We start from the raw sequence: 22,901 nt of genomic DNA, 5'->3' as shown, positions 1-22,901 counted from the left end.
GCCTCTGCGGTCGGGCCCCGCGGTTAGCGCTGAGCGGCCGCGGCGAGCTCGTGCGGTCCCGACGACGGGTAACCCGAGGCCCTCCTGATGGCCTGCCCCATGGGGGCGAGCAGCGCGGCCAGCTCGTCGAATCGAGCCCCCAGCGACTCGACGATCGGCCGGCATTGAAGGTCGGTCGCCAGCTCGACGGCTTCGCGTTGCTCACGACCCTTCTCTGTGAAGGCACCCTCCGAGACCAAGCCGCGGCGCTCGAGACGCTCGATCGCGTCATCGAGTTCTTGGTCTGACCACGCCCGGGTTCGGATGTACGTCTTCAGCGGGAGTCCCCAGTAGAGCTCGGTGAGCAAACCGATCTCGACGGCGTCGAACCCGGCGCTCGTCCACGAGGCGATGTGGGCGTCGCCCCGGTATTCACGAAGGCAATCGGCGTACCTCCATGCTGCGCCGAGCTCGCAGTCCGGGATCGCTTGTGACGCCACGCCGGCGTAAAGCGGCTTGCCCTCGACCCGCAACGATGCGCCGGCCCTCTCCAGCAATTCTTTTGTTTGATCTATGCCTTCAGGACGTTCACCAAGTATCCGAGTGAGTTGCTCGACGGACCCGTCCGTACGCTCCTTCTCGAGGAGCTGTGCTCGGGTTAGCGACCAGCCCTGGTCCACCGAGGGAATGACAACGGCGGGGTTGAAGACGGCAAACGCGGCGGAGACAACCTGGCCTGGGACTTGGCCCATGAGCGAGCCGCGGCTGCAGAAGTAGGCGGGACCGTCGGGCATCGCGACCCCGGAAAACTCTCCCGGGCTGCCATTGAACCCCAGTGCCTGGTATCGCCCGTGGCACTCCGGCGAGAAATAGACCTGACCGGCGAATGGCTCGATCAGGCCGCCTAACGCTCGTGCGCGCTCGCTCAGTTCGTGGACGTCCACTTCGGTCCCCCCTGGTGGTTCGGCTTGCTTATCAGATCGAGGACTTGCCGCTCATCGAGACTGCCGGGTTTCCAACCCTCCCGCGCGGCCTGGTTCGCCAGACGTTGAACCGCTTCGTTCGCCGGGGTCGGAATGCCGTGCAGCCTCCCGATCATGACGATCTCGCCGTTGAGGTAGTCGGTCTCGATCGTTCCCGTGGAACGCGCAAGGCTCTGCCAAGACGAGCTGCCGCTCCAGGACTGGCCGGGGACCTCGTGGAGTCTGAGAAGGTTCCCCCGACGGTCGCGGTCTTCCTCTTTCGATGCGAAGTCGATTCCGGCCTCCTGCAAGACGGCAATGCCCTCCCGATCGATCAGCTTGGCAAGCTCCCCGCCACGCGCCGCGGGCCCGCAGAGCGCGTCGACCGCGTTGGCGAGGTTCATCAGGACGAGCTTTGAGTATTTCCAGCGCATGATGTCCTTGCGGACGATCGAATCCATCGCCGCGTCGTTGAAGCATCCAGCGATAGCGGTTGCTCTCGCGTCATCGCCTTCGGGGTAGCGCCCAATGTCGAGAAGAGCCGTCGTCGGTGAAGAGTACGCGATGACGTATCCGGGTTCGAGGTAAGCGGCGGGGCACATGACGGTGACGCCATAGACGCGCGAGAACCACCTGAGGACAGTCCGCTCGTTGTCGACCCCGTTCTGCAAGCAGGCGACCGAGATGGTGCCGGGCGCCTCGCCGAACAGATCCGCAACGGCAGTCACCGTGTCCTGGCTCTTGACGCTGAGAAGAACCACGTCGTCGGCGCGCCAGTCAATGCCTCTGGGATGATCAGCGACTCGGGAGGGGTGCACGGTGACCGTGCCGCCTGGGTCCAAAACCCGCAGACCGCTGTTGGCAATCGCTTCGCCATGAGCACCCCTTGCTATGAAAGCGACCTCATGGCCGTGCTGCAGGAGCCGCCCGCCGACCACTCCCCCGATCGCGCCGGCGCCGAAGACGACGAACCTCATCCGTCCAGCCTGGCAGATGCTCGCTGATCGCGGCCATGAGCGGTGACGGCGCGTGCGATCTCGGCCCATTTGCCGAGGTTCTGGGGAGCGGCGTCGATCGAGTCCTCACCCATGTACATCACCAAACGGCTGGCCAGGCCGTCATACCGCTTGATCAGCGCGTCGGCCATACCGTCCCACGTCTCGACGACCGCGAAATGCTCCATCATCTCGTCCGTGATCGCGGCGGCCATGCCGGCGACATCACGTCGCTTCAGGAGATCGTTCAGCCTCGCTGACGTGCCGTCGAAGCCGAGGTCGTCGAATTGGAACGCGTAATTCTTCGTCGAACCGTAGAACGCGATCCTGGCCCTGGCCTTCTCCACTAATTCGAAGCGCTCCTCCGGCGTATCGCCGGGAATCGCGAACACAGGAACGATGAGATCCAAATCGGCGGGCGACCGCCCCGACCGTTCTGTTCCCTCGGCTACCGCCGGCAGCAGCCTGTTGTGGATGTATGGAAGCGAATGGAACGGATGGACGTGAACGCCGTCGGCAACCTCGCCTGCCATGCGGCACATCCACGGCCCCACCGCCGACACGTCTACTTTGACATCGCCGAACGGGTGCCGGCGAGGAGCCCACATCGGTGGCAGGAGGGACATCTTGTAGTAGGTCCCGTCGTAGGAGAGAGGCTCCTCCCCGCGGAACGCCCTAAAGCAGGCCTTCACCGCGAGCACATAGTCTCGAAGCCGGGGGCCCGGAGGATCGAACTCGGCCGCATAGCGCCGCTCGATGTGAGCCCGCACCTGGCTCCCGAGCCCCAGCCTGAAGCGGCCTTTGGTGTTCTCGGCCAGCTCCCATGCCAGCCCGGCAGCAACGATCGGGCTGCGAGGGAACGCGACGGCGATCCCCGTCGAGAATTCCAGCGAAGGCGCTGCTATCGAGGCGGCTGCGATCGCCATCCAAGGGGCCTGGGTCTGTTCGGTGAACAGCATCCCCGAGAAGCCGGCGGGTTCCAGTCGTCGAGCCCACGCTGCGGTCTGCTCCCACGTCCGCGACCCCATCATCAGATCGAATTTCACGGCCCCGGTCTAGCTGAAAGCACGAAACGAGGCCGGAGACGACAGTCCTAGAAGCTCTTGTGACAGGCAAATATTGGTGCCATACTCCTGACACGAAATTGTTGCGGTGAGGAACTGGGGTGTGGCGATGGGGTCGTTGGAGGGCTGGCTGTCGTCGTCAGAGGTCTATTACGACCCCTACGACATAGAAGTCGACGCTGATCCCTACCCGATCTTCAAGCGCCTGCGGGATGAGGTCCCTCTCTATTACAACGAGAGGTACGACTTCTACGCGGTCAGCCGCTTCGCCGACGTGCAAGCGGGGCTGGTCGATTCGAGGCGATTCATCTCCGGTCGCGGTGGGATCCTCGAGATCATCAAGGCCGACGTGGAGATGCCATCGGGAACGCTCATCTTCGAGGATCCTCCAGCTCACACGATTCACAGAAGCCTGCTGTCACGCGTCTTCACCCCGCGCCGGGTCGCCGCCCTCGAGCCGAAGATCAGAGAGTTCTGCGCTAGCAGCCTGGACCCACTAATCGGATCCGGCGGATTCGATCTCATCGCCGATCTCGGAGCGCAGATGCCGATGCGCGTAATCGGAATGCTCATCGGCATTCCCGAGACCGATCACGAAGCCATCCGGAGACAGGCCGATGCCAACCTCCGGACCGAATCCGGTCAACCGATGCAGATCTCACGGAACCCGACGTTCGGAAGCGAGATGTTCACCGAATACATCGACTGGCGGATCCAGCACCCTTCGGACGACCTGATGACTGAACTGCTCACGGCAGAGTTCGAGGACGAGACGGGTACCACTCGCCGGCTCTCGCGCGACGAAGCTCTCCTCTACACCACCGTCGTTGCCGGGGCAGGCAATGAGACGACTACTCGTCTGATCGGTTGGACCGCAAAGCTGCTCGGCGACCACCCCGACCAGCGCCGCGAGGTCGCCGAGAACCGCTCGCTCATCCCGAACGTCATCGAGGAAGTGCTTCGTTACGAGCCCCCCGGTCCCGCAGTCGGCCGCTACATGCCCGAAGATGTCGAGCTGTACGGCCGCTCCGTTCCCGCAGGTAGCGCGATGCTGTTTCTGATCGGAGCTGCAAACCGGGACGAGCGACGCTTCGTCGAACCAAATCGATTCGACATCCATCGCACCATCGGCCAGCACCTCACGTTCGGCTACGGGATTCACTACTGCCTCGGTGCGGCCCTTGCGAGGCTCGAAGGTCGCATAGCTCTGGACGAGCTTCTCGACCGATTTCCAGTCTGGGACGTGGATTATGGCCGTGCCGAACTAGCACCGACCTCGACCGTGCGCGGCTGGGAAACGCTTCCCGTGACAGTGCCGTGACCCGAGTCCCGGCGACGGCAACTCGTCGCCGCTACGACAACACCCTCCGCCGGGAGAAGGCCGGGCAAACCGCCTTCCGAATTGTCGACGCAGCAACCGAACTGCTTCGCGAGTCCTCCATCCGGCATTGGGGGGCGCTCACGATTCGTGGTGTCGCAGAACGCGCGGGAGTGAACGAACGAACAGTTTTCCGGCACTTCCCGAACGAACGAGCGCTCCGCGATGCGGTGATGATGCGGCTGGAAGAACAAGCCGGGGTAAATCTGGCCAACCTTCGTCTGGATGGAATCCCTGATGCCGCCCTCCGGATCTTCAGTCATGTCTCGTCGTATCCACCCGAGTCGCGACCACCCCTTGACCCAACCCTCGCGGACGCGAGCCGGCGCCAGCATCAGGCACTGCTCGCTGCGGTCGGTGAGGCAGCCCCACAGTGGCCTGAGAGCGACCGCAAGTTGGTTGCCGCCATGTTCGACGTCCTCTGGGGCATCGCCTCTTATGAACGACTGATGGTCGACTGGCAATTCGATCACGACGAGGCTGCTCGCGCCATCACCTGGACCATCGGTCTTCTGCAGCAAGCCGTCTTGAACGGCACGCCGCCGACGCCCGCCAACAAACTTCACCGGTCCTAGTCGGGGATTCGCTACTTGGGAGGTAACGATGCGGGAGTCGGTTCTGGTCGTGCTAGGTGCCGGGGGGATGGGAGAAGCGATCGCCCACCGAGTCGGATCGGGTAAAGCGATTTTGCTCGCCGACTCCAGCGACGAGGTTCTCGCTCGGGCCTCCGAGGCAATCAGGAGTCAGGGTCATGCGGTGTCAACGCACCGCGTTGACGTCTCGTCCCCAGACTCGGTTCGTGACCTCGCCCAACTCGCGGCGAGCCTTGGTCGGGTGACCCAGGTGGGCCACACTGCCGGACTGTCGCCGGCGCAGGCGACGTCGGCCGCGATCCTGAGTGTCGACCTGCTCGGCGTCGCCCTGGTGCTCGAGGAATTCGGCCGGGTCGTGGCTCCGGGAGGCGCAGGCGTGGTGATATCGAGCATGGCCGGCCATCTGGCGCCGCCACTGAGCCCAGAAGAAGAGCAGGCACTGGCTAACACCCCGCCGGGCGAACTGCTGCAGCTTCCGCTGCTACTTGAAAGAGGCGGCGACGATCCCGGAGGCGCTTATGCGCTCGCCAAGCGAGCCAATCAGATCATGGTCCAGGCGGCCAGCCTGGGGTGGGGTGCTCGAGGTGCTCGTGTCAACTCGATCAGTCCGGGAATCGTCTCAACTCCGATGGGGCGCCTAGAACTGTCGTCTCCGGTTGGCGACCTGATGCGCTCCATGGTCGATTCGTCGCCCGCGCGACGGCTCGGAACGCCGGACGATATCGCTTCGGTTGCCTCGTTCCTGCTGGGCCCAGAATCGACTTTCATCACGGGCACCGATGTGCTCGTCGACGGCGGTGTCGTCGCCGCGCTTCGATTCGCCGGATCTTCAGGAGCGACCTCTGGGGACCGGTACTAGGGTGACGCTGGATGAGTCTGTCGGGACACCACCGGACCACGCTAGAGAGGATCTTCGCCCATCCCCTCAGCCATAACATCGAGTGGCACGATGTGATCTCCTTGTTCGAGAACCTTGCGGCGGTCGAAGAGATGCACGACGGAAAGTACAAGGTGACGCTCGGGGACAGAACAGAGTTTTTTGAAGCACCCCGTCACCACCACGGCGACGTTCTGACGGACCAGCAGGTGCTGGATGTCCGCCGAATGCTGACCGACGCAGGTATCACGCCGTGAAGCACCCTCGGCTGGCGGTCCTGGTTGTCGTGATCGCGGCCGTCATCGTCCTGACCGTGATCTTCAGCCACGGCATCCGGGTTCGGTTCATTTGGGGCTCCGGCGGCTTTATAGCCGGATTGATCTGCGGAGTGGTCCTAACCCTCGAGATTCAACATCGACGAAGGCGCAGGGCCAAGGCGACCTGAGCGCACCTCGCTGCCGGTGGTAGTCCGCAGTGCCATGATGAGTCGTGAGCGCGCTGCGGGCCGATCCCCGTGACTTCCCCGATCCGTTCGTGCTCAACACCGGGTCGGAATACATCGCCTTGGCAACCAATTCCGGCTCGGTCAACGTCCAGGTGATGTCATCGCCAGACCTCGTCGAGTGGCGCACCGAACCCGATGGTCTGCCGAGCCTCCCGTCGTGGGCTGCGGGCGGAAATACCTGGGCGCCGGCTGTTCTGCCCCGCGAGTCCAACTACATCCTCTTCTATACGGTCCGCGAGCCCACCGGTCAACGCCAAGCCATTTCGGTCGCCACTTCCCGCGAACCGGTCGGGCCGTACGTCGACCGGAGCGACGGTCCGTTCATATACCAGTTGGAACTCGGAGGCTCGATCGATCCGAGTCCCTTCGTCGACCTGGACGGTACGCCCTATCTCCTGTGGAAGGCCGATTCCAACGCGATAGACCGGCGCTCCAGCCTCTGGATCCAGAAACTGACTGTAGAGGGAACTTCTCTAGTGGGACCCGCCATCCGGCTGCTCGACCATGACGCATCCTGGGAAACCCCGCTCATCGAAGCTCCGTCCCTCGTTCTCAGCGGCGGCATCTACTACCTCTTCTATTCAGCCAACTGGTGGAACACCGACCGCTACGCGATCGGCTACGCAACAGCGACGAGTGTGACGGGCCCGTACAAGAAGGTGACGAAGAGACGCCCGTGGTTCGGGTCGGATACCAACGTCGCCGGTCCGGGGGGCCAGGAATGGTTTCTCGATCGGTCTGAAGAGCTGTGCATGGCCTACCACGCCTGGACCCCCGGACGTGTCGGCTACCCGAACGGAGCCCGCAGCCTTCACATTGCAAGGGTGTCCATCGCCGGCGCGCCCGCACTTTTGTGAATCCCTAGGTTCTGTCTGGCGGCGACCCGAGCATCGCCATGACCTGAGTCATCTGCTGGTTGAAGAGTTCATCCGCAGGCTGGAGCTGCATGGGGAGGTGTCCGAACAGCTCGAGCGAGACAGCACCGTGCAGGTGGGTCCACGCGAACAGACACCCCGCAAGCGCGGCTTCGGGCAGATCGAACCCGAGTTCGGCTCGCCACGCCGACAGCTTGGCCTTCAACGCGGGGTTCATCGTTGCCTCGATCGCCCCCGCGTTGAACTCGCCGCGACCAAGCCCGGCCATCATGCACCGAAACAGGACGTTGACCCCGCGCTTCATCTGTTCACGGCGTTCATCGCTCCCCGACTCGAGACCGGGAACCGGAGTCCCGTAAACCAGGGCGTACTCAGTCGGGTGTTCAAGCGCCCAGCGCCGGTGGGCCGCAGCGAGGCGAAGCCAGCTCTCGTCGGAGCCCATATCAGCGTCCAGTTCGGACTCCGCCGCTTCGAGAGCGTCCGCGAGGGAAGAGAACCCGTCGACAACCAGGGCGTTCAACAGATCGTCGCGGCTCGCGAAATAGCGGTAAAGAGCCGACGAAGTCATGCCCATCTCGCCGGCGATCGCTCGCAGCGACAGCGCAGCCGCTCCAACTTCGGCCAGCTGCCGCCAGGCAAGTCCCTTGATCTCCGAAATGGTCGCCGCCCGAAGGCGCTCCCGGCGGGTTGTCACCGCCCGACCGCCTTCTTGCTCCACCGCCTGTGACATTCGTTACAACTGCTCTCGCTCGTTGGAAATGATCTTGACAAAGAGCATATATCACTGGCACGCTCCGGATCATGTTCTCGCAAATCGGAGCCTTGGTAACCCGCCGGCCCAAGCAGATCCTTGCGGGCGCGGTGCTGGCCGTGATCCTCGCCGCCGCGCTCGGAATACACGCAAGCAACGCCCTGAAGCCAGGCGGCTTCACCGCGCCGAACTCGCCATCCCAGGTGGCCCAGAACCGCCTAGACGCCTATTTCGGAGGCCAGCCCAACTTTCTCCTTCTGGTTACTGCGCGCAACGGGAACGTCGACGACCCCTCGGTCGCCGCTGCAGGGCGAGCAATTACAGAGCGGCTGGCGAGCTCTCGGGGTGTCGGCCGGGTCAGCTCGTACTGGACCGCTCGCAGCTCGGAGCTGCGCAGCGGAGACGGCACCGCGGGGCTCGTGGTGGGCACCATTGCAGGCAGCGACACCACTGTGAGCAATCGAGCCAAGGTCCTGGTGAAGGAACTGTCGGTCGGTTCCTCACGTCCTGGCCCCGTAACGGTGCGGGCGGGCGGGTACGCAGGGACCGATGACGCGATCAGTAACCAGATCGGCAAGGATCTCAAGCTCGCCGAGGGCGTCGCCATCCCGGTGACGTTCGTGTTGCTGATCATCGCCTTCGGCAGCGTCGTCGCCGCTGCCCTGCCCGTCGCGCTCGGATTGATGGCGATCGTCGCAACTCTCGCGGTTCTCTTCCTCCTGGGCAGTGTCACCGACGTCAGCATTTACGCGCTCAACCTGACCACCGGCATGGGTCTCGGCCTGGCCATCGACTACGCCCTGCTGATCGTGACTCGCTACCGGGAAGAACTCGCTTCGGGCAAGGATCCGAGTGCGGCAGTTCAGCGAGCCGTGGCGACGGCTGGGCGAACCATCGTCTTTTCCGCTGGAACGGTTGCTGCCGCGCTCGCGGCGCTTCTCATCTTCCCGGTCTACTTCCTTCGGTCTTTCGCGTACGCCGGAATAAGCGTTGTCGCCGTGGCGACTTCGTCGGCGCTTCTGGTGCTGCCCGCGCTGCTCGTAGTGCTCGGGCCTCGGGTGAACGCCCTGGCCGTGCGGAGCAGAGACCGTCTCGGGCGCGCCGAATCGCCGTTCTGGAACCGCACCACCAGAAATGTGATGCGCCGCCCCGTGGCGGCTGGTCTACCAATCGTCGCGCTGCTTATCGTGCTGGGGATCCCCTTCTTGCACGTCCACTTCGGAACTCCCGACGAGCGAGTGCTTCCAACCAGTTCACCCGCCCGCCAGGTAGGAGATGCCCTCCGTAGCAATTTTCACGCCGACGTGACCGACACCCTGGAGATCGTGACCACTCCAGCTCTACCGGCGCAGGCTACAGCTTCGTACGGGCGCGAACTTTCGTCGGTACCCGGGATCGTCAGCGTCTCAAGCTTCGAACGACCTCAGGCTACGTGGCTCCACGCGACGATTGCCCCGACTTCCGGCTCCGCGGCCGCGCAACATCTGGTCTCGGAGGTCCGTGCTTTGCCGGTGCCCGGCGGAGCGACCGCTTACGTCGGTGGACCTGCAGCAGCGCTCGTCGACCAGAAGCACGACCTCGGCAGCCGGCTCCCGATCGCGATAGCGCTTATTGTCCTCACCACATTCATCGTCTTGTTCTTGTTCACGGGAAGCGTGGTACTTCCCGCCAAGGCACTGGTCCTGAACGCACTGAGCCTCACCGCCGTGTTCGGCGCGTTGGTGTGGATCTTCCAGGATGGACACCTCTCCGGTTTGCTCGGCTTCACGCCCACACCGATCAGCACGACGATGCCGCTGCTCCTTTTCTGCATCGCGTTCGGACTTTCCATGGACTACGAAGTCATCGTGCTTTCCCGCATCAAGGAATTCCACGACGCAGGTGCGACCAACGAGGAGGCGGTTGTGGGCGGGCTCGCTCGTTCTGGTCGCATCGTCACAACCGCAGCCGCACTGCTCGCAATCACATTCTTTGCGTTCGGGCTCTCGAAGGTCAGCTTCATCCAAATGTTCGGCATCGGGACTGCAATCGCGATCGTGGTCGACGCCACGCTCATCCGCGGGGTGGTGGTGCCGTCGTTCATGCGCCTTGCCGGAGACGCCAACTGGTGGGCACCTCCCCGGCTGCGGCGCCTGCACAGGCGGATCGGAGCCACGGAGACGCCCGCACCGCACCTGGCTTGAGGGTCTCGTTGCGGGCTGCGGTCTGATACATCTGGACACCGAGCCAGAGAATTGGACAATGACCTAGACGATGACCAGCCCCGGTGCGACTCCCTCTGTTCCTGCGCCAAGGACGCGTCCGGAGCTGATAGCCGCCGGTCGCGCGCTGCGTGACCGAGTGCCTCGGCGCAGCCACGGGTCCTGGCGGCCGTCCGAGGACCGACCCGACCCATTGGACGTGCTTGCGGCGTCGAACTCGGGCCGTTTGCCCGAACTGGTACCGGTCCGCAACGCCCGCATGATGCGATCGCCGTTTACCTATTACCGCGGCGCACCCGCGGTCATGGCCGCCGATTTGAGCCGTTCGCCATCAACTGGGATAACTCTCCAGATCTGCGGGGATGCCCATCTTCTCAACTTCGGGACCTACGCCACTCCGGAGAGGAATCGGGTGTTCGATGTCAACGACTTCGACGAGACACAACCCGGGCCGTGGGAATGGGACGTCAAACGCCTCGCCGCGAGCCTGCTGGTCGCCGCCAGGACGGCTGGCCTCACCGACACGGACGGCGAGGCAGCCGTGCGCGACTGCTCGGCGGAATATCGCTCGCAGATGGCCGCGATGTCAGAGCTCTCTCCCTTCGAAGTGTGGCACTCGAGCCTCGACGTCGAAGCGATCGTCGCCGCGATACCCGACCGGCAAAGCCGAACGGTCGCAAAGCAAACAGTGAGCAAGGCCCGCCAGTCCACCAGTCTCCAGGCTCTTTCCAAACTCACCGCGGTGCGCGACGGGCAACGGGTGATAGTCGAGGATCCGCCGGTGGTCGTTCGTCTCAACGACGCACAGCTCGAACAGGCACGCGGGTTCGTCAAGGCCTACCTGGCAACCCTCGAGGCCGACCGACGTCTGCTCCTCGACCGGTACGAGTTCGTCGACGCCGCTCTCAAGGTCGTGGGCGTCGGAAGCGTCGGTACCCGGTGCTTCATCGTTTTGCTAGCCGCGAAGTCCGATCTCGATCCCCTCTTCCTCCAGGTCAAAGAAGCACAAGCATCGATACTCGCCCCCTACGTGGGTCGTTCCCGCTTCCGCAATCAGGGTCAACGGGTCGCGGTGGGCCAGCGAATCATGCAGGCCGCCAGCGACACGTTCCTGGGCTGGGCACATGCCGACGGCTTCGACACCTATGTCCGCCAGTTGCGCGACATGAAGGGCGCTTTCCCGGTGGAAACCGCTCGACCCGCCGACATCGTCGCATACGGGCGCTTGTGCGGCGCGACCCTCGCGCGAGCCCACGCCCGCGCCGGTCAACCCGCCCTTCTGGCCGGCTATCTAGGGAACAGTCAAGCTTTCGACGAGGCCCTCGCCGCTTTCGCACGGGCTTACGCCGATCAGGTCGAACAAGACTACGAAGCCTTCACGAATGCCGTCCGGACTGGTCGCATCGAAACGCTAGAGGGCTCATGAAATGATCCCGCTCTCCGACGGCCTCTCTGCCCGGCGGTTCCCCTTTGTCAACGTCTCGTTGATCGTGGCCAACTTCGCGGTATGGATCTTTTACGAACTGCCGCACCTCAGCTCGTCCGTCTACCACGCGTCTTTCTACCCGTGCTCCGTCGACAGCTCCTGTCACGCACCGGAGCCTTGGGGGATCAGCTGGATCACTGCGATGTTCTTGCACGGGAGCTGGGACCACATCCTCGGCAACATGTTGTTTCTGGCGATCTTCGGGAAGAACGTCGAGGACGCGTTCGGTCCGGTCCGTTACCTTGTCTTCTACTTCGCAGGCGGGTTTGTCGCTTTCATCACCCAGACGGCGATGACCCTGCTGTTTGGCACCGTGCAGAACGCCCGGGTGCCCGAACTCGGAGCCAGCGGCGCCATTGCCGCGGTGCTGGGCGCATACGCGGTGCTGTACCCACGCTCACGGGTCCGCACGTTCATCTTCCCCATATTCCTCATCAGGATCCCGGCGTGGGTCTTCCTGGGGCTCTGGTTCCTCTACCAGTTGGTTGAGGCGAACTTCGGCCTCTTCAACGCCCAAGCCAACGGCGGAGGCGTCGCTTTCTTCGCGCACGTCGGTGGATTCATCTTCGGCGCGTTGATGACACTGCTACTGGTCCGTTCTAAACGAGTCTCACCGGCCGGAGCCACCTACCAGTACTCGGGAGGGACGACATGAACATCTCGAGAGAGCAGCAGTCGGCGGCTGGATCCACAGTGGGCCCAGAGGTCGATTCGAAGACCATCGTCATAGGCGTGGACGGGTCTGACGGCAGCGATCGTGCCTTGGACTGGGCGATCGACGAAGCTCGCTGCAGCGACCGACGACTGCTCATCGTGCACGTGGTGTCCGTGGTGAACGAGATGGTGGCCGCACCGCTGGTACCCATGGGCATTTCCGACCCAGACAGCTACGGGGAGGCGGTCCTGAGCCGGGCCGGCGAGAAATGTGACCGTCTCGCGGTGTCTCACTCGGAGGCGCTGCTCGACGGTCCTCCCGCGGAGTCCCTCGTCGAAGTTTCCGCCGGTGCCGCGATGCTCGTAGTCGGCGGGCACCGCCGCGGACCGGCTGGCCGACTTGGATCGGTCAGCGAAGGTTGTGTCCACCGATCTTTAGGTCCGGTTGTTTTGGTGAAACACCGCCCTGAGGCAAGATGACGAATGTGTCCGGAAGACGTCAGCCGGAGCGTTTCTGACCCTTCAGATTCATTGCCACGGCTTCACGGATCAGGTCCATCAGCGCCGCTTCATCGATCTTCTCGTCTTCTCTTATGTCGATGGCACGCCTGACATTCCCTTCGAGGCTGGAGTTGAACAGACCTGAAGGGTCGTCCAAAGCCGCGCCCTTGAAGAATGTGAGCTTGACCACGTTCTTGTAGGTCTCACCAGTGCATATGCCCCCGTTGTGCGACCAGACGGGTGTCCCGGGATTCGTGGATTTCACCCACTTCCACTCCTCGACGACTTGGGGGTCCGCTTCCTTGATGATCCCTCGCACCGTGCTGAGGACCTTTCCCCGCCAGTCGCCGAGCTCCTTGATCCTCTCGTCTATCAGTTGTGAACCGTTCGGTTTGTCGCTATCCATGCTGATCGGCCTCCCATGTGAACCCGTCCGGGTCGCTGAACGTCCCGGCACCGCTCCGAGACGATGATCCCTGATTCGAGATCTTGACTCTCGTTTCGATAGTGTTACTCTCACAGCTGTGGATGGAGATGTCAAGACCCGGAATTCCAACCAGAGACCGTCTCAGGCGCGCACCCGCCGTACACGGGCCGCGGTGGTCGACGCCGCCCGGACCCTTTTCCTCGAGCGCGGATACGCAGCGACGACCATCGAGGCAATCAGCGACCACTCGGATACGCCGCAGGCGACCGTGTACCGGCTGTTCTCCTCGAAGCTCGGGATCCTCAAAGCCGTGCTCGACGTTTCTATCGTCGGCGACGACCAAGCGGTCCCGATGTTGGACCGCCCCCACATCCGAGCTCTCCTCTCCGACAGAGACCCGAAGATCCAGTTGACAGGGTTCGCGGCGATGCTCCGCGATCTGATGGCCCGAGCCGCACCGGTTCATCGCATCCTTGCGGACGCAGCCAGATCCGACGAGGCCGCAGCTTACTTGCTCGCCGAAATCGCGCGGCAACGTCACGACGGCCAGGAGCGAATCGCACGGTCGCTCGCTCGTTCGAAAGCCTTGCGGCCGGGCATGCGAGAGCGCGACGCAGCGGACGTGATCCATGCACTTGCTTCTCCCGAGGTTTACGGGTTGCTCGTCTTCGACCGAGGATGGAGCGGCGAGCGGTACGAAACCTGGCTGAAGGCAATCCTCATCGACCAGCTTCTCGCGTAGGTGTTCATCCGAGCAGGATTACCTCCACTCGGCGCCGAAGCTTGATAAGTGGGGAGGCGACGCCGCGCCATGATCGTCGCGCTCGTTCTCGCCGTTCAGTGCGCATCGGCGAGTGCGTTGTCCGGCCCGTCCGCGACTAACTCGTCAAACCGGCCCCCGTTCATCGCGGGCCAGTGTGCCGTGCAGGGCGTCACCGGCCCGGTATCCGACGTCAACGCCCAAGCCGGAAACGGCACCATCACCGCCGGCCTGAATCAGGCGGCTACGGTCACGGTGTTCCGCTATCCGAATCCCAGCTACTTCAACCAGGTCAAGTACTACGCGAGCGGGCGCGACGCTGGCGGGAACCCTGTAGGGGCTCTCCCCAATGAAGGAAGCTTTGCCGGCATTCTTTACGTGATCGGCGAGAAGACGAGATTCGCCTGGCTGAGAACGTGGACCCACACGCAGCGTTACGCCTCTCCCGACACGCCCGTGGTCGTTACGGTCTTCCGCCAGCCGGTCCTGGGTCTAACGGTCAGTGATACCGATCTCGCCACCGCGGCTCCGGCCAACGCGTTCGTACGCAACTTCGCTGTAACGCGTGACCCGGGATCACCGGTAACCGACGCAAGCCTCGTCTACTACGAGAAGTTCGATCCGATCGCGTCGAAGGTTCGGTACGCGCCTGGTCAGGACAATTGCCTGAACCAACTCAACGACCAACAGCTCGCGCGCTACGACTCGCAAACCCAGGCGATCGTCCATTCGTGGTCCGGAATCGACGCGAGTACGGGCCGCCCGTCATCGGTTGGGATCGCCTTCGGGTGGGATACTCCGGCCAACGGTTTCGAAGTTGGCCGAGACGGGTTGGACCCGCTGGCGCCCCCGATCGGACCCGCTGACGCTTACAACGAACTCGACGCGTCGCACCCCTCCCTTGGGGGAGCGACCTTCGAAGCTGGACAGGCAACCGGCGCTTTGGCGACCCGGTTGGACTTCCGTCCTTCGGGGACGGCGAACGAGCGGATGATCATCGCGCCGGGACCGACGCCGCAGGAGGCGTTGCAAGTCCTTCAGTCGGAGAGAGACAGGCCGTTCAGCTCGGAACTGTCCGCGGTCAACGCCGACTGGACCCACTGGCTCTCGGGCGCCGTCCTACCGGTGACGGATGACCAGGCCGTCCGCGATGACGCGCTGCGGGCTCTGATCACCATGCGACTTGCCATCGATCCCGAGACCGGCGCCATCGTCGCTTCCGCGGACACACAGGCACCATACGGAGAGGATTGGATTCGAGACGGCGCCTTCATCGATCACGCTCTCGACGTCGCCGGGTATCACAGCACGGTTACCCGGCACGAACTGTTCGAAGCGGATGCCCAGACGGCCGCGCAGAATCCCGACCTCCTTCGGCCTCCTGGCAACTGGCCGATGATGGTTTATGGTGACGGTCAGCCCGCTGGTCCGATCCCCTACGAGATCGATGAGACGGGCTTCGGAATCTGGACCCTCGTCGACCACGCGCATTATTTACCGGCCGGCTCCGTGCACACGTACCTCGCGTTGGTCTACCCCGCGATCGCGAGGGCGGCGGACTGGTTATCCGCCTGCGCGGATCCGACCAACGGACTGCAATGTCAGGCCAACGAGGACGATAGCTTCACCCCATCGCAAACTCTTCACGGAGCCGGACCGGTCTTGCTGGGGTTGCGATCGGCGGTGGCTGCGGCTTCTGACCTCGGTGACGGCTCGGCCCAAGTCGCCGTTTGGAAGAGCCGTGCGCTGGCCCTCGAGGCCGCGATCGACGCGCTTTACGACCACACACAGCGGGCGTACAGGGAGCAGCCGGGAAACTCCTCCGCCCAGCCCGTCCTCTATACCGACGGTGGATGGCTCCTCTGGCCTGTGCAGCTCCATCAAGCTGCTGACCCGCGCATCCAGGGCGAAGCACAGGGAGTGTGGAAGGCCGTGCTGTCGTCACTCGCTTCGTCGTCTGGCGGCTACGAGGGCAAGGCGCTCCTGGGCGTTTGCGAGACCTGGGCACCGGCATCTCCGGCGCAGCATCAGGCGCTCCAAAACGTGCTGCATACCATGGCCACGGGGTTCACGACCAGCACCGGTCTGTTCGGCGAGTTCTGGCAAAGGTACACACCAGGAGGTCCGGTCGTGCCGCTCAACGACATGCCGCACGTCTGGGAGAGCGCCCTTTTCTACCTATCCAGCATCTGCATCGACGGGGGTCGATAGGCGGACATCACTCAGATCCCGGCCGCCTGGCGCATCGCCTCGGCTTGGTCGAGCAAATCTTCGAGTGGCTGCTCCATACCAGGGAACCCGAACTGCGCCTGGGCCAACTGAATAAGCACCCCTCCGGTCTCTCGAGGATGAAGATAGGTCTCTTTCCAGTGAGGCTGGTCCAGCATGGTCCCGAACGGCGTAAGACCTGCGCCCGTCAGCACGTCTAGAGCTGCTGCGAGGTCATCGACCTTGAAGGTGAGGTGATGGAGACCTCCCCGTGGGGAACGCTCGAGGAAACGTCCGACGGATGACGAGTCACGTTGAACCGGCTCGAGCAGCTCGATCCGCCCGCCGTGCGGGTACTCCAGCTGTATCGCAAGGTGCCCGCCCCAGGGATTGATCCCGCCGACGACGACGGTCCCCCCGAGCAGATCCCGATACAGCGACAGGGCCGAACGGATGGACGGGACCGCGTGGGCGGCGTGGTCGAATACGGCGCCCACGGACCGCAAGACGGCCGGCTCATCATTGCCGGGTCGTTGATTGGCGTTCACGAGTCGATGAGGATCCCAGTCACGAGGCGGGCGCGCAATTCGGACGACATCAGGAAGAGGACGGGCCTTGCACGATCGAGCGCTCGCCAGACGTGAGGACGCTCATCAGGGGGCCGGCGGCTGCTCGGAGGTGGTCGACCGCTTCGTCCAACCGACCTGCATCGTCGCTCAAGCTGGAGGTGGCGAGTTCCGGCTGAGTGAGGATCCGTGCGATCTCTCCTGCCAGGCGCTGCGCTTGGTCGAGGAAGGCGCGAGCTACCGACGAGTCGATCAGCACAGGGGCGGCGACCATGAGCATAAGCGAGTAGGAGCGAGCCTCGTTGATGGCGACGTCGCGGTCACCCTCTTCGCCTTGCAGGGAACGCACCGCCTGGACGCAGCGCCTTGCTTGTCCAAGCACGAACCCGGCTTGGGCAGCGATCACTCGAGAGCGTGAAGAGATCTGACGTCGGCTAAGGACCTGGTTGACGACAAGGACCGTAAGCGCCAGAACCATCAGACCTCCAACCGTGTCGGCGGTCAGGGCGTGCGTCTGCCAGAACCGGCGCACGCTGTGGTTCACGACGTCGAGGATTACCAGAACGACCGCAACCGCAGTAACGGTGGCCGTCGCAACTCCAGCTTCCCAGCGCTGCAACACGCCTGAACCCTACGCGAGCGCTCCTCCGACGGCGGGCTTCCGATGCTTAACGGTGAAGCATCCGGGCGTTTGTGTCGAAGAGCTCGAGTTCGCCCGGTGTGCACACGTGGCGGACCACGAATGCGCGCTGGCCGATGCGCCAAAGCCCTTCACCTTGGGCGAGCTCGGGGAGCTGCTCTGCCTCAACGGACGCGAGGCCGAGTATTCGCCTGGCCGCGGTCGCTTCGTCGTAGGGTTCCGCGTAAAGGATTCGGGTGGCGGTGTCGCCAAGCAGGCCTTGGGCGAGGCCTCGGGACTGGGATCCGATGTCGCCGACGGCATCGAGGTCGGAGAGCCGGTGGACGATCATCAGGTTGGCGAGTCCCCAGGCTCGTGACAGCTTCCACTGGGCTTGCATTCGGGCGAGCAGTGCAGGTTGGGCCATGAGCCGCCACGCCTCGTCGTATACGACCAGTCGTTGCCCGCCGGCGGGGTCCTGCAGAACTGCCTCCATCCAGGTCGAGGCGCACGTCATGACCAGCCCCAGGAGGGTGTCCGACCCCGATACATGCGACAGATCGAGGCTGACGATCGGAAGTGACGGGTCCAGCCTGATAGTGGAGGGTCCGTCGAACAGGCCGGCGAGGTCGCCGTGGACGAGGCGAGCGAGCGCGTGCGCCACCTCGCGCCCATCGTCTCGGAGCTGGTTGATGGTCGAGCCACGCCAAGGTTGATCTGGTTCGAAGAGCGATTCGACCACCGCAGGCAGGACAGGAGTGATCGATGCGGCGCTGGCGTGGGCGAGGCCGGCGTCGAGGGCTGAGCGCTCGGTGGACCGCAGAGATCTGCCGAGCGTCGCCTCTCCGAGCGCGGCGAGGAGGCTCATCCTTCGTTGGCCGACTTGGGCTCGCCAGGTGGTGTTGTCACTCCTGCTTGGCCGCGGCCCTTCATCGAGGGGGTTGAGCCGTGCGGGCCTTCCGATGCCGAGCTCGATTACCTGGCCGCCGAGTGCCGTCGTTACGGCGCTCCACTCGCCTTTTGGGTCGCCCGGTACGTAGACGCGACGCCCGAACGCGATGCAGCGCAGGGCGAGGGATTTGGCGAGCGTCGACTTGCCCCGGCCGATCTGCCCGGCGAGGAAAATGTTCGGGTTGGTGAGAACCCCTTGGCTGTACAGGACCCACGGGTCGTAGCAGAACGCGGTGCCCGACCAGGCGTCCTGGCCGATGAGTATGCCGGCGGATCCGAGACCTTGTTCCGCGAGGAACGGGTACGCGCCGGAGAGCATTTCCGTTGTGGCACGGTGCCCCGCTACACGTAGACGCCACCACGCTCTTCCGGCGTACGGGCCCGCGAATCCGCTCGCCGGAACGAGTGCGGCGGACGTCGACGCTCGGCGCTCCTCGTCAAGTTGGGCCTGGCGCTCGGCCAGCAGGCGCCGCCGATGCTGGGTTTCGATCCGCCGGGCGGCTCGCCTTTGGGCCTTGAGATGTTTCGGGGTGCTAATCGGAACGTATCCCGCGTAGCTGTGGACCGATCCGTCGTCCCCGGCCCACCGCGAGCCCTCGTTCGACTCCGTCGGGAAGTCCGCAGGTTCTTGTCGCGCGCGCCTGGCCGACCTCATCAGAAGGCGGCCCGAGCGAGAGGCAGCGAAGCGAGGATGAAACCTTGGGCTTGACGGCCGAAGAGAGGTCTCGCTTCGCACGCTGATTGCCCTGCCGCGCGTACGACCGCAGCCCGCGCCGCTTCCATCGAGTCTTTGGTGTCTGCGGTGACGGTTATGAACCCTGTGAACTCGACGTCGGTGTGCCCGGAGATGATCGACCGTTCCCGGTTGAGGAGGTCCTGGTACTCCTCGGCGTCGGACAGGTCGGCGATCTGGCCGATGCGGGCCTTCTGGGCCTGATCCGCCACGGCCTCCGTTTTTTCCTTACGTATCTGACGCAACGCATCGTCGGTCGGGAGTGGACGGGCGATCAGGCTCAAAGTGCGACGAACCCCCGGTACGAAGACGAGAGCGTGCAAGAAGTCCGGCGGGACGTCGATGCGTGGCCACTCGGATATCCAGAGCACCGACGACCAGGCGGAATCGTGACGCAGGCAGTCCCAATGCTCGGAGATGGCAAGCGGCCCTGAACGGCTCAGGTTTGACCCGGCGTCGTGCCTCGGATCCAGCACAACGTCTGGCTCGTAGGCAGACCGGACGATCGACGCCAGCTCGGCTTCGCCCAGCCAGTCGCCGACGGTGAGCCCCGCTTGGCGAAGCGCGTCGGCGAGGCCGTGCATGTCTTGCCGCAGGACTTCCGCGGCGCCGGTGATTCCGCCTCCGGCGACTTTGATCGCCCGACCCGCGGCGCGCGTGTCAAGGGCGATCGACACTGTCGTGCGGTGTGTCGACGACCCGAGCCTCGCCTGGTCGAGAAGTTGGGCGTACTGCTCGGCCGCCCAGGGATGACCCGGCGATCCGTTCGACTGGAACCATTCGAAGAGCCCGTCGCCAGGATCGGGGACGGTGGCTTCCAGAACCTGCAAGGCTGCGAGGCTCCCCGACTGAGCGAGTCCTGCGAGCACCCTCCCCCAGCGCGAGATCCGCTGCTCGCGGTCGTCCCTGTCGAGCAGCCCGAAGGCCGGGTGCGACAGAGAAAGAACAGCCGTCAGGGTGCGTCGGTGCGGATCATGAACCATCGCCGCACCGGTGACGGGATCGATGTGGAACCGCAGGCACGCTCCGTCGCCGCCGAGCCCCAGCGATCCGGCGGGTCTTGTCCGGTGGACCGGAGCCCGGTAGTGGTCTTGGCCTGTGGCGCGCCGCCCCCACCACTGGGTTACCGTCGGGGCCCATTCGACGAGCGGCCGGCCGCCTAGTCGCACGAACGCCGTTGCGCCGAGCGGCGCCCACACCACCGCCGACATCAGCAGGCCCAGCGCGTTCGCGACCATCAGGCCGGCTACCGCCATTGCTGCGGCAGCGGCGATGACGACTACCCGAGGCGTGGAGAACCCGAGCAGCAACCCGCGCCTGGATCGGCGCCCGAACCTGACGGTTACGGGCTGATTGGCTGAACTCACGTGTCATCTCCTTGTCGCCGTGCCGGCTGGCCCGACCACGAATCGGCCAGGGTCCGATTTGCCACCGGTGGCGGAGGCTGAGGGCGGTTCGGAACCGAACCTGCTGTCGTCGGACGGTTCGCCGCCGTTTGCGCCGCGGGAGTCGCAGCTCCGTTCGGACCTGGGCCGGCTGGTGCGCGCGCCAGATGCGCCGCTCCCCCGCTCGCGGCGGCTCGCCCGGTGAACGCGCCGGCGGCTGCGCCGGTGCCGAACCCGCTGCTCGACCAGGCCGCGGCCTTTTGAGGGACCATGACCGCCTTTTGCGCCCCTGCGGAGGAGGCCGCTGCCATCGAGTGCAGGTGATGGAACTGATCACCCGACCAGTGCACCAATCGCAACGCGATCCACGGGGCGAAGCCGGCCATCGCCAGCACCAGCACCCCGGTCACGGCTTGGGTCGACGTCTGGACCGTGCCGTTGCCGGATTGGCCCTCGCCATGCACGAGCATTCCGGCGCCGATCACGAAGATCAAAACCAAGACGAGCTTCGAGATAATCAGGGCCGCCATCACTTCAATCCAGCGGCGAACCCATGAGGACGTGACGTCCGAAAGCGACCCGGCGAACGCGAGAGGCGCAAAGACCGCCGACACCACGATCAACAGTTTTCGGATCATGAGCGCGGCCCAAACGATGATCACCGCCGCGAGAACCGCCAGCGACAGAAGCATCAACGCCGCGGGGTTAGCCGTGGCGCTTTGAATCCCGCCGCTCGAGACAATCGAGTGACCGAGCTTGTCCATCGAGTCACCCGTCGCGGCCTGCACCACACCGTTCGAGAGTGAGTCGACCGCTGACAGCAGGACATCGGTGGCCGCGATCGCAAGCCCACCACCTATGAACGCCGCGAAGAGGCCCTTGACCGCTCTGCCCAACCCTCCCGGGTCTCTTCGCAACGCCGACGCGGCTACCTGCAGTACGAAGAGTCCCACGGCGACGGTTACAGCTATCGCCCCGACGATCGCGGCGTCGACGCTGAACGAAGCGCCGCCCAGGTGCACGACTGTCGCGCTAGAGGTTTGGCCCCACAGCCAGTCCACCGCCGAGCCCGCAGCCTTCGCGAAGTCTTTGGCGATGGAACCGAACGCGTCTCCCGCGGCGGACTTGGCGATGTCCGACGCGCAGCCTGCGGGATCCCACGGAGCGCAACTCATCGTCTCAGCTCTCCTTCCATCCGCCGACCGCCACCGTGCCGTACCCGTCGTGCCACCTGCTGCTACCGACAATCAGTTGAACGCTGAACTTCTGCGTCGACGTGGCCGGTCCGCTACGAAGGTTCAGGACGCCTGACACGTCCAGTTCGGTCATCCGGGCATCGGGGGGCTGCCAGCCTGCCGCGACCATCTGTGCCCAGCCGGGGTCTGCCTGAACAAGCAGGCCGCTGACTGTTTGTCTGGCGCCGGCTGCGGCGCTGGCCGCCCATCCAGCGTCGGTCGGAACCGGTGAAGGTTGCCCGCCGAAGAGGCCCGGATCGAGAAGGGATATGTAGAGGACTTTGTCTGCGACGCTGTCGGGAATGCCGGGGATCACTTCAGGCGCTTCCTGCGCCTGCAGCCACTCACCGAGCGAAGAACGCGACTGGCGGGCATAGTCGACATCAAGCAGCGCGGAGGTGAACTCGGACGCCCACTGCTCCGGAGTGGTGGCCACAGCAAGAGTCGGCCATCCGCCCTCCACCACAGGCTGAGGCGCCGCGAGTGTGGCGGCTGTCGCGATTCCAGGAAGACTTCCCAGACCCTGGCTCAGAGCCTGGTCATACTGTTCTTGAACCGGCGTCCCCGAACGGACCACCGTCGCGGGGGTATGCCACGCCAGCCCGGTTCCTGCCGCCGGAACCGCGGGCGACAACGGCTCGCCTAGAGTCGGCGGGGCAAGACGAGCGGCAGACGTGGGGGTAACCCGAGGCTTCCGGCCCGCGACCAGAACCACAACGATGCTCAAAACGACGAGACCCGCGAACAGCAGCAATCCGACAGTTCCAACCCGTCGCCATCTGCTGCGGTGAGCAGAGCCTTCATCCCAGTGCGTCCCTCCGTGCCGGCCCACGCGGCCGGCGCGAGGTAGATCAAGGATCGAACCGATCACAAATGCGCGCCTGCCGAGGAGAAGAAGTCGATCAGTGCAACAGCACCACCTGTGAGACCCGCCGATACAAACGAGACGATCACGCCTGTCTTGCCTCGACCGGCGAGGATCGGATTTGCCGAATGACTTCCGACAGCCCAAGCCGCCGACGCGATCGCCAACCCGGCCAGAGCCGCGAGCAAGCCAAGCGTGAGCAACGCACCAACGATGTTCTGTAACTCACTGATCCCAGGAAGACCCGAGCTGTTGGGCGACACGTTCACACCGCCGGCGAACATTGCGATTGCTGTCATGGACGATGCCCTCCTCTGTTGAGTCGGCCCGT

General features: G+C 64.4%; 24 protein-coding genes. 12 read left to right on the top strand and 12 right to left on the bottom strand.

Features of this window, described 5'->3' with window-relative positions; genetic code table 11:
* Positions 1–23: 23 nt before the first annotated feature.
* The 3 genes from VFZ97_14205 to VFZ97_14195 are packed head-to-tail and all read right to left on the bottom strand — an operon-like array spanning position 24 to position 2,982.
* A complete protein-coding gene (locus VFZ97_14205; GenBank protein HEX6394586.1) occupies positions 24–923 on the bottom strand; it encodes a hypothetical protein in 900 nt (299 codons plus the stop codon).
* Positions 905–1,918 (bottom strand): 2-dehydropantoate 2-reductase N-terminal domain-containing protein, encoded by a 1,014-nt coding sequence (locus tag VFZ97_14200; protein HEX6394585.1) that lies wholly within the window; start codon positions 1,916–1,918, stop codon positions 905–907. Before VFZ97_14200 ends, VFZ97_14205 begins: the two co-directional genes overlap by 19 nt.
* The gene (locus VFZ97_14195) at positions 1,915–2,982 is read right to left on the bottom strand and encodes a TIGR03617 family F420-dependent LLM class oxidoreductase (GenBank protein ID HEX6394584.1); all 1,068 of its coding nucleotides are present in this window, start codon (positions 2,980–2,982) and stop codon (positions 1,915–1,917) included. The genes VFZ97_14200 and VFZ97_14195 overlap by 4 nt, the downstream gene beginning before the upstream one ends.
* Positions 2,983–3,088: 106 nt before the next feature.
* Here VFZ97_14195 and VFZ97_14190 point away from each other — a divergent pair, with 106 nt between their 5' ends.
* From VFZ97_14190 to VFZ97_14165, 6 genes are read left to right on the top strand one after another with little or no spacing between them, the layout of a single operon-like run.
* Complete coding sequence (locus VFZ97_14190; GenBank protein ID HEX6394583.1) at positions 3,089–4,321, top strand: cytochrome P450; 1,233 nt, start codon at positions 3,089–3,091, stop codon at positions 4,319–4,321.
* Positions 4,318–4,953 (top strand): helix-turn-helix domain-containing protein, encoded by a 636-nt coding sequence (locus VFZ97_14185; GenBank protein HEX6394582.1) that lies wholly within the window; start codon positions 4,318–4,320, stop codon positions 4,951–4,953. The genes VFZ97_14190 and VFZ97_14185 overlap by 4 nt, the downstream gene beginning before the upstream one ends.
* A gap of 28 nt (positions 4,954–4,981) precedes the next feature.
* Positions 4,982–5,830 carry an SDR family oxidoreductase gene (locus VFZ97_14180; protein ID HEX6394581.1) on the top strand — a complete coding sequence of 283 codons (849 nt, stop codon included), beginning with the start codon at positions 4,982–4,984 and terminating at the stop codon, positions 5,828–5,830.
* Positions 5,831–5,841: 11 nt separating this feature from the next.
* The gene (locus tag VFZ97_14175) at positions 5,842–6,105 is read left to right on the top strand and encodes a hypothetical protein (protein ID HEX6394580.1); all 264 of its coding nucleotides are present in this window, start codon (positions 5,842–5,844) and stop codon (positions 6,103–6,105) included.
* Complete coding sequence (locus tag VFZ97_14170; GenBank protein ID HEX6394579.1) at positions 6,102–6,293, top strand: hypothetical protein; 192 nt, start codon at positions 6,102–6,104, stop codon at positions 6,291–6,293. The genes VFZ97_14175 and VFZ97_14170 overlap by 4 nt, the downstream gene beginning before the upstream one ends.
* Before the next feature lie 44 nt (positions 6,294–6,337).
* Complete coding sequence (locus tag VFZ97_14165) at positions 6,338–7,210, top strand: glycoside hydrolase family 43 protein (protein HEX6394578.1); 873 nt, start codon at positions 6,338–6,340, stop codon at positions 7,208–7,210.
* A gap of 4 nt (positions 7,211–7,214) precedes the next feature.
* Here VFZ97_14165 and VFZ97_14160 read toward each other — a convergent pair whose 3' ends face one another.
* Positions 7,215–7,958, bottom strand: a complete 744-nt coding sequence (locus VFZ97_14160) for a TetR/AcrR family transcriptional regulator (protein ID HEX6394577.1) — start codon at positions 7,956–7,958, stop codon at positions 7,215–7,217.
* A gap of 71 nt (positions 7,959–8,029) precedes the next feature.
* On the opposite strand from VFZ97_14160, the gene VFZ97_14155 reads away from it, so the two are divergent.
* The 4 genes from VFZ97_14155 to VFZ97_14140 all read left to right on the top strand — a co-directional run bounded on the left by VFZ97_14155 (position 8,030) and on the right by VFZ97_14140 (position 12,800).
* Positions 8,030–10,162: an MMPL family transporter gene (locus VFZ97_14155; protein HEX6394576.1), complete on the top strand. Its 2,133-nt coding sequence runs from the start codon at positions 8,030–8,032 to the stop codon at positions 10,160–10,162.
* A 70-nt stretch (positions 10,163–10,232) separates the two neighbouring features.
* Positions 10,233–11,606 (top strand): DUF2252 domain-containing protein, encoded by a 1,374-nt coding sequence (locus VFZ97_14150; GenBank protein HEX6394575.1) that lies wholly within the window; start codon positions 10,233–10,235, stop codon positions 11,604–11,606.
* Between the two features lies 1 nt (position 11,607).
* Positions 11,608–12,321: a rhomboid family intramembrane serine protease gene (locus VFZ97_14145; GenBank protein ID HEX6394574.1), complete on the top strand. Its 714-nt coding sequence runs from the start codon at positions 11,608–11,610 to the stop codon at positions 12,319–12,321.
* Positions 12,318–12,800: a universal stress protein gene (locus VFZ97_14140; GenBank protein ID HEX6394573.1), complete on the top strand. Its 483-nt coding sequence runs from the start codon at positions 12,318–12,320 to the stop codon at positions 12,798–12,800. The genes VFZ97_14145 and VFZ97_14140 overlap by 4 nt, the downstream gene beginning before the upstream one ends.
* A gap of 19 nt (positions 12,801–12,819) precedes the next feature.
* Here VFZ97_14140 and VFZ97_14135 read toward each other — a convergent pair whose 3' ends face one another.
* Complete coding sequence (locus tag VFZ97_14135; protein ID HEX6394572.1) at positions 12,820–13,227, bottom strand: DUF1801 domain-containing protein; 408 nt, start codon at positions 13,225–13,227, stop codon at positions 12,820–12,822.
* 118 nt (positions 13,228–13,345) lie between these two features.
* On the opposite strand from VFZ97_14135, the gene VFZ97_14130 reads away from it, so the two are divergent.
* Both VFZ97_14130 and VFZ97_14125 read left to right on the top strand, forming a co-directional pair.
* Entirely contained in the window at positions 13,346–13,990 is a 645-nt protein-coding gene (locus VFZ97_14130; GenBank protein ID HEX6394571.1) for a helix-turn-helix domain-containing protein, read from the top strand.
* A 48-nt stretch (positions 13,991–14,038) separates the two neighbouring features.
* A complete protein-coding gene (locus tag VFZ97_14125) occupies positions 14,039–16,219 on the top strand; it encodes a hypothetical protein (protein HEX6394570.1) in 2,181 nt (726 codons plus the stop codon).
* 11 nt (positions 16,220–16,230) lie between these two features.
* On the opposite strand, the gene VFZ97_14120 is transcribed toward VFZ97_14125, so the two are convergent.
* The 7 genes from VFZ97_14120 to VFZ97_14090 form a co-directional block, all read right to left on the bottom strand.
* Complete coding sequence (locus VFZ97_14120) at positions 16,231–16,764, bottom strand: VOC family protein (protein HEX6394569.1); 534 nt, start codon at positions 16,762–16,764, stop codon at positions 16,231–16,233.
* 49 nt (positions 16,765–16,813) lie between these two features.
* Positions 16,814–17,404 carry a hypothetical protein gene (locus VFZ97_14115; GenBank protein ID HEX6394568.1) on the bottom strand — a complete coding sequence of 197 codons (591 nt, stop codon included), beginning with the start codon at positions 17,402–17,404 and terminating at the stop codon, positions 16,814–16,816.
* Positions 17,405–17,450: 46 nt separating this feature from the next.
* Positions 17,451–19,007 carry a hypothetical protein gene (locus VFZ97_14110; GenBank protein HEX6394567.1) on the bottom strand — a complete coding sequence of 519 codons (1,557 nt, stop codon included), beginning with the start codon at positions 19,005–19,007 and terminating at the stop codon, positions 17,451–17,453.
* Entirely contained in the window at positions 19,007–20,452 is a 1,446-nt protein-coding gene (locus VFZ97_14105) for an SCO6880 family protein (GenBank protein HEX6394566.1), read from the bottom strand. The genes VFZ97_14110 and VFZ97_14105 overlap by 1 nt, the downstream gene beginning before the upstream one ends.
* Positions 20,449–21,645, bottom strand: coding sequence for a hypothetical protein (locus tag VFZ97_14100; protein ID HEX6394565.1), 1,197 nt, complete (start codon positions 21,643–21,645; stop codon positions 20,449–20,451). The genes VFZ97_14105 and VFZ97_14100 overlap by 4 nt, the downstream gene beginning before the upstream one ends.
* Before the next feature lie 4 nt (positions 21,646–21,649).
* Positions 21,650–22,459 (bottom strand): hypothetical protein, encoded by an 810-nt coding sequence (locus tag VFZ97_14095; protein ID HEX6394564.1) that lies wholly within the window; start codon positions 22,457–22,459, stop codon positions 21,650–21,652.
* 113 nt (positions 22,460–22,572) lie between these two features.
* Positions 22,573–22,869 (bottom strand): DUF6112 family protein, encoded by a 297-nt coding sequence (locus VFZ97_14090; protein HEX6394563.1) that lies wholly within the window; start codon positions 22,867–22,869, stop codon positions 22,573–22,575.
* Between the last annotated feature and the right edge of the window lie 32 nt (positions 22,870–22,901).

The sequence above is a fragment of the Acidimicrobiales bacterium genome (genome assembly GCA_036378675.1).
GTDB lineage: Bacteria > Actinomycetota > Acidimicrobiia > Acidimicrobiales > Palsa-688 > DASUWA01.
Note: the sequence above shows the minus strand (reverse complement) of the source record. Positions and strands in the feature narration are given on the sequence as shown.

Bases quoted from the DNA above. Each gene is read 5' to 3' on its own strand.
- VFZ97_14200 (HEX6394585.1), bottom strand. From the start codon at position 1,918: ATGAGGTTCGTCGTCTTCGGCGCCGGCGCGATCGGGGGAGTGGTCGGC.
- VFZ97_14180 (HEX6394581.1), top strand. From the start codon at position 4,982: ATGCGGGAGTCGGTTCTGGTCGTGCTAGGTGCCGGGGGGATGGGAGAA.
- VFZ97_14175 (HEX6394580.1), top strand. From the start codon at position 5,842: ATGAGTCTGTCGGGACACCACCGGACCACGCTAGAGAGGATCTTCGCC.
- VFZ97_14160 (HEX6394577.1), bottom strand. From the start codon at position 7,958: ATGTCACAGGCGGTGGAGCAAGAAGGCGGTCGGGCGGTGACAACCCGC.
- VFZ97_14155 (HEX6394576.1), top strand. From the start codon at position 8,030: ATGTTCTCGCAAATCGGAGCCTTGGTAACCCGCCGGCCCAAGCAGATC.
- VFZ97_14150 (HEX6394575.1), top strand. From the start codon at position 10,233: ATGACCAGCCCCGGTGCGACTCCCTCTGTTCCTGCGCCAAGGACGCGT.
- VFZ97_14145 (HEX6394574.1), top strand. From the start codon at position 11,608: ATGATCCCGCTCTCCGACGGCCTCTCTGCCCGGCGGTTCCCCTTTGTC.
- VFZ97_14140 (HEX6394573.1), top strand. From the start codon at position 12,318: ATGAACATCTCGAGAGAGCAGCAGTCGGCGGCTGGATCCACAGTGGGC.
- VFZ97_14135 (HEX6394572.1), bottom strand. From the start codon at position 13,227: ATGGATAGCGACAAACCGAACGGTTCACAACTGATAGACGAGAGGATC.
- VFZ97_14110 (HEX6394567.1), bottom strand. From the start codon at position 19,007: ATGAGGTCGGCCAGGCGCGCGCGACAAGAACCTGCGGACTTCCCGACG.
- VFZ97_14100 (HEX6394565.1), bottom strand. From the start codon at position 21,645: ATGAGTTGCGCTCCGTGGGATCCCGCAGGCTGCGCGTCGGACATCGCC.
- VFZ97_14090 (HEX6394563.1), bottom strand. From the start codon at position 22,869: ATGACAGCAATCGCAATGTTCGCCGGCGGTGTGAACGTGTCGCCCAAC.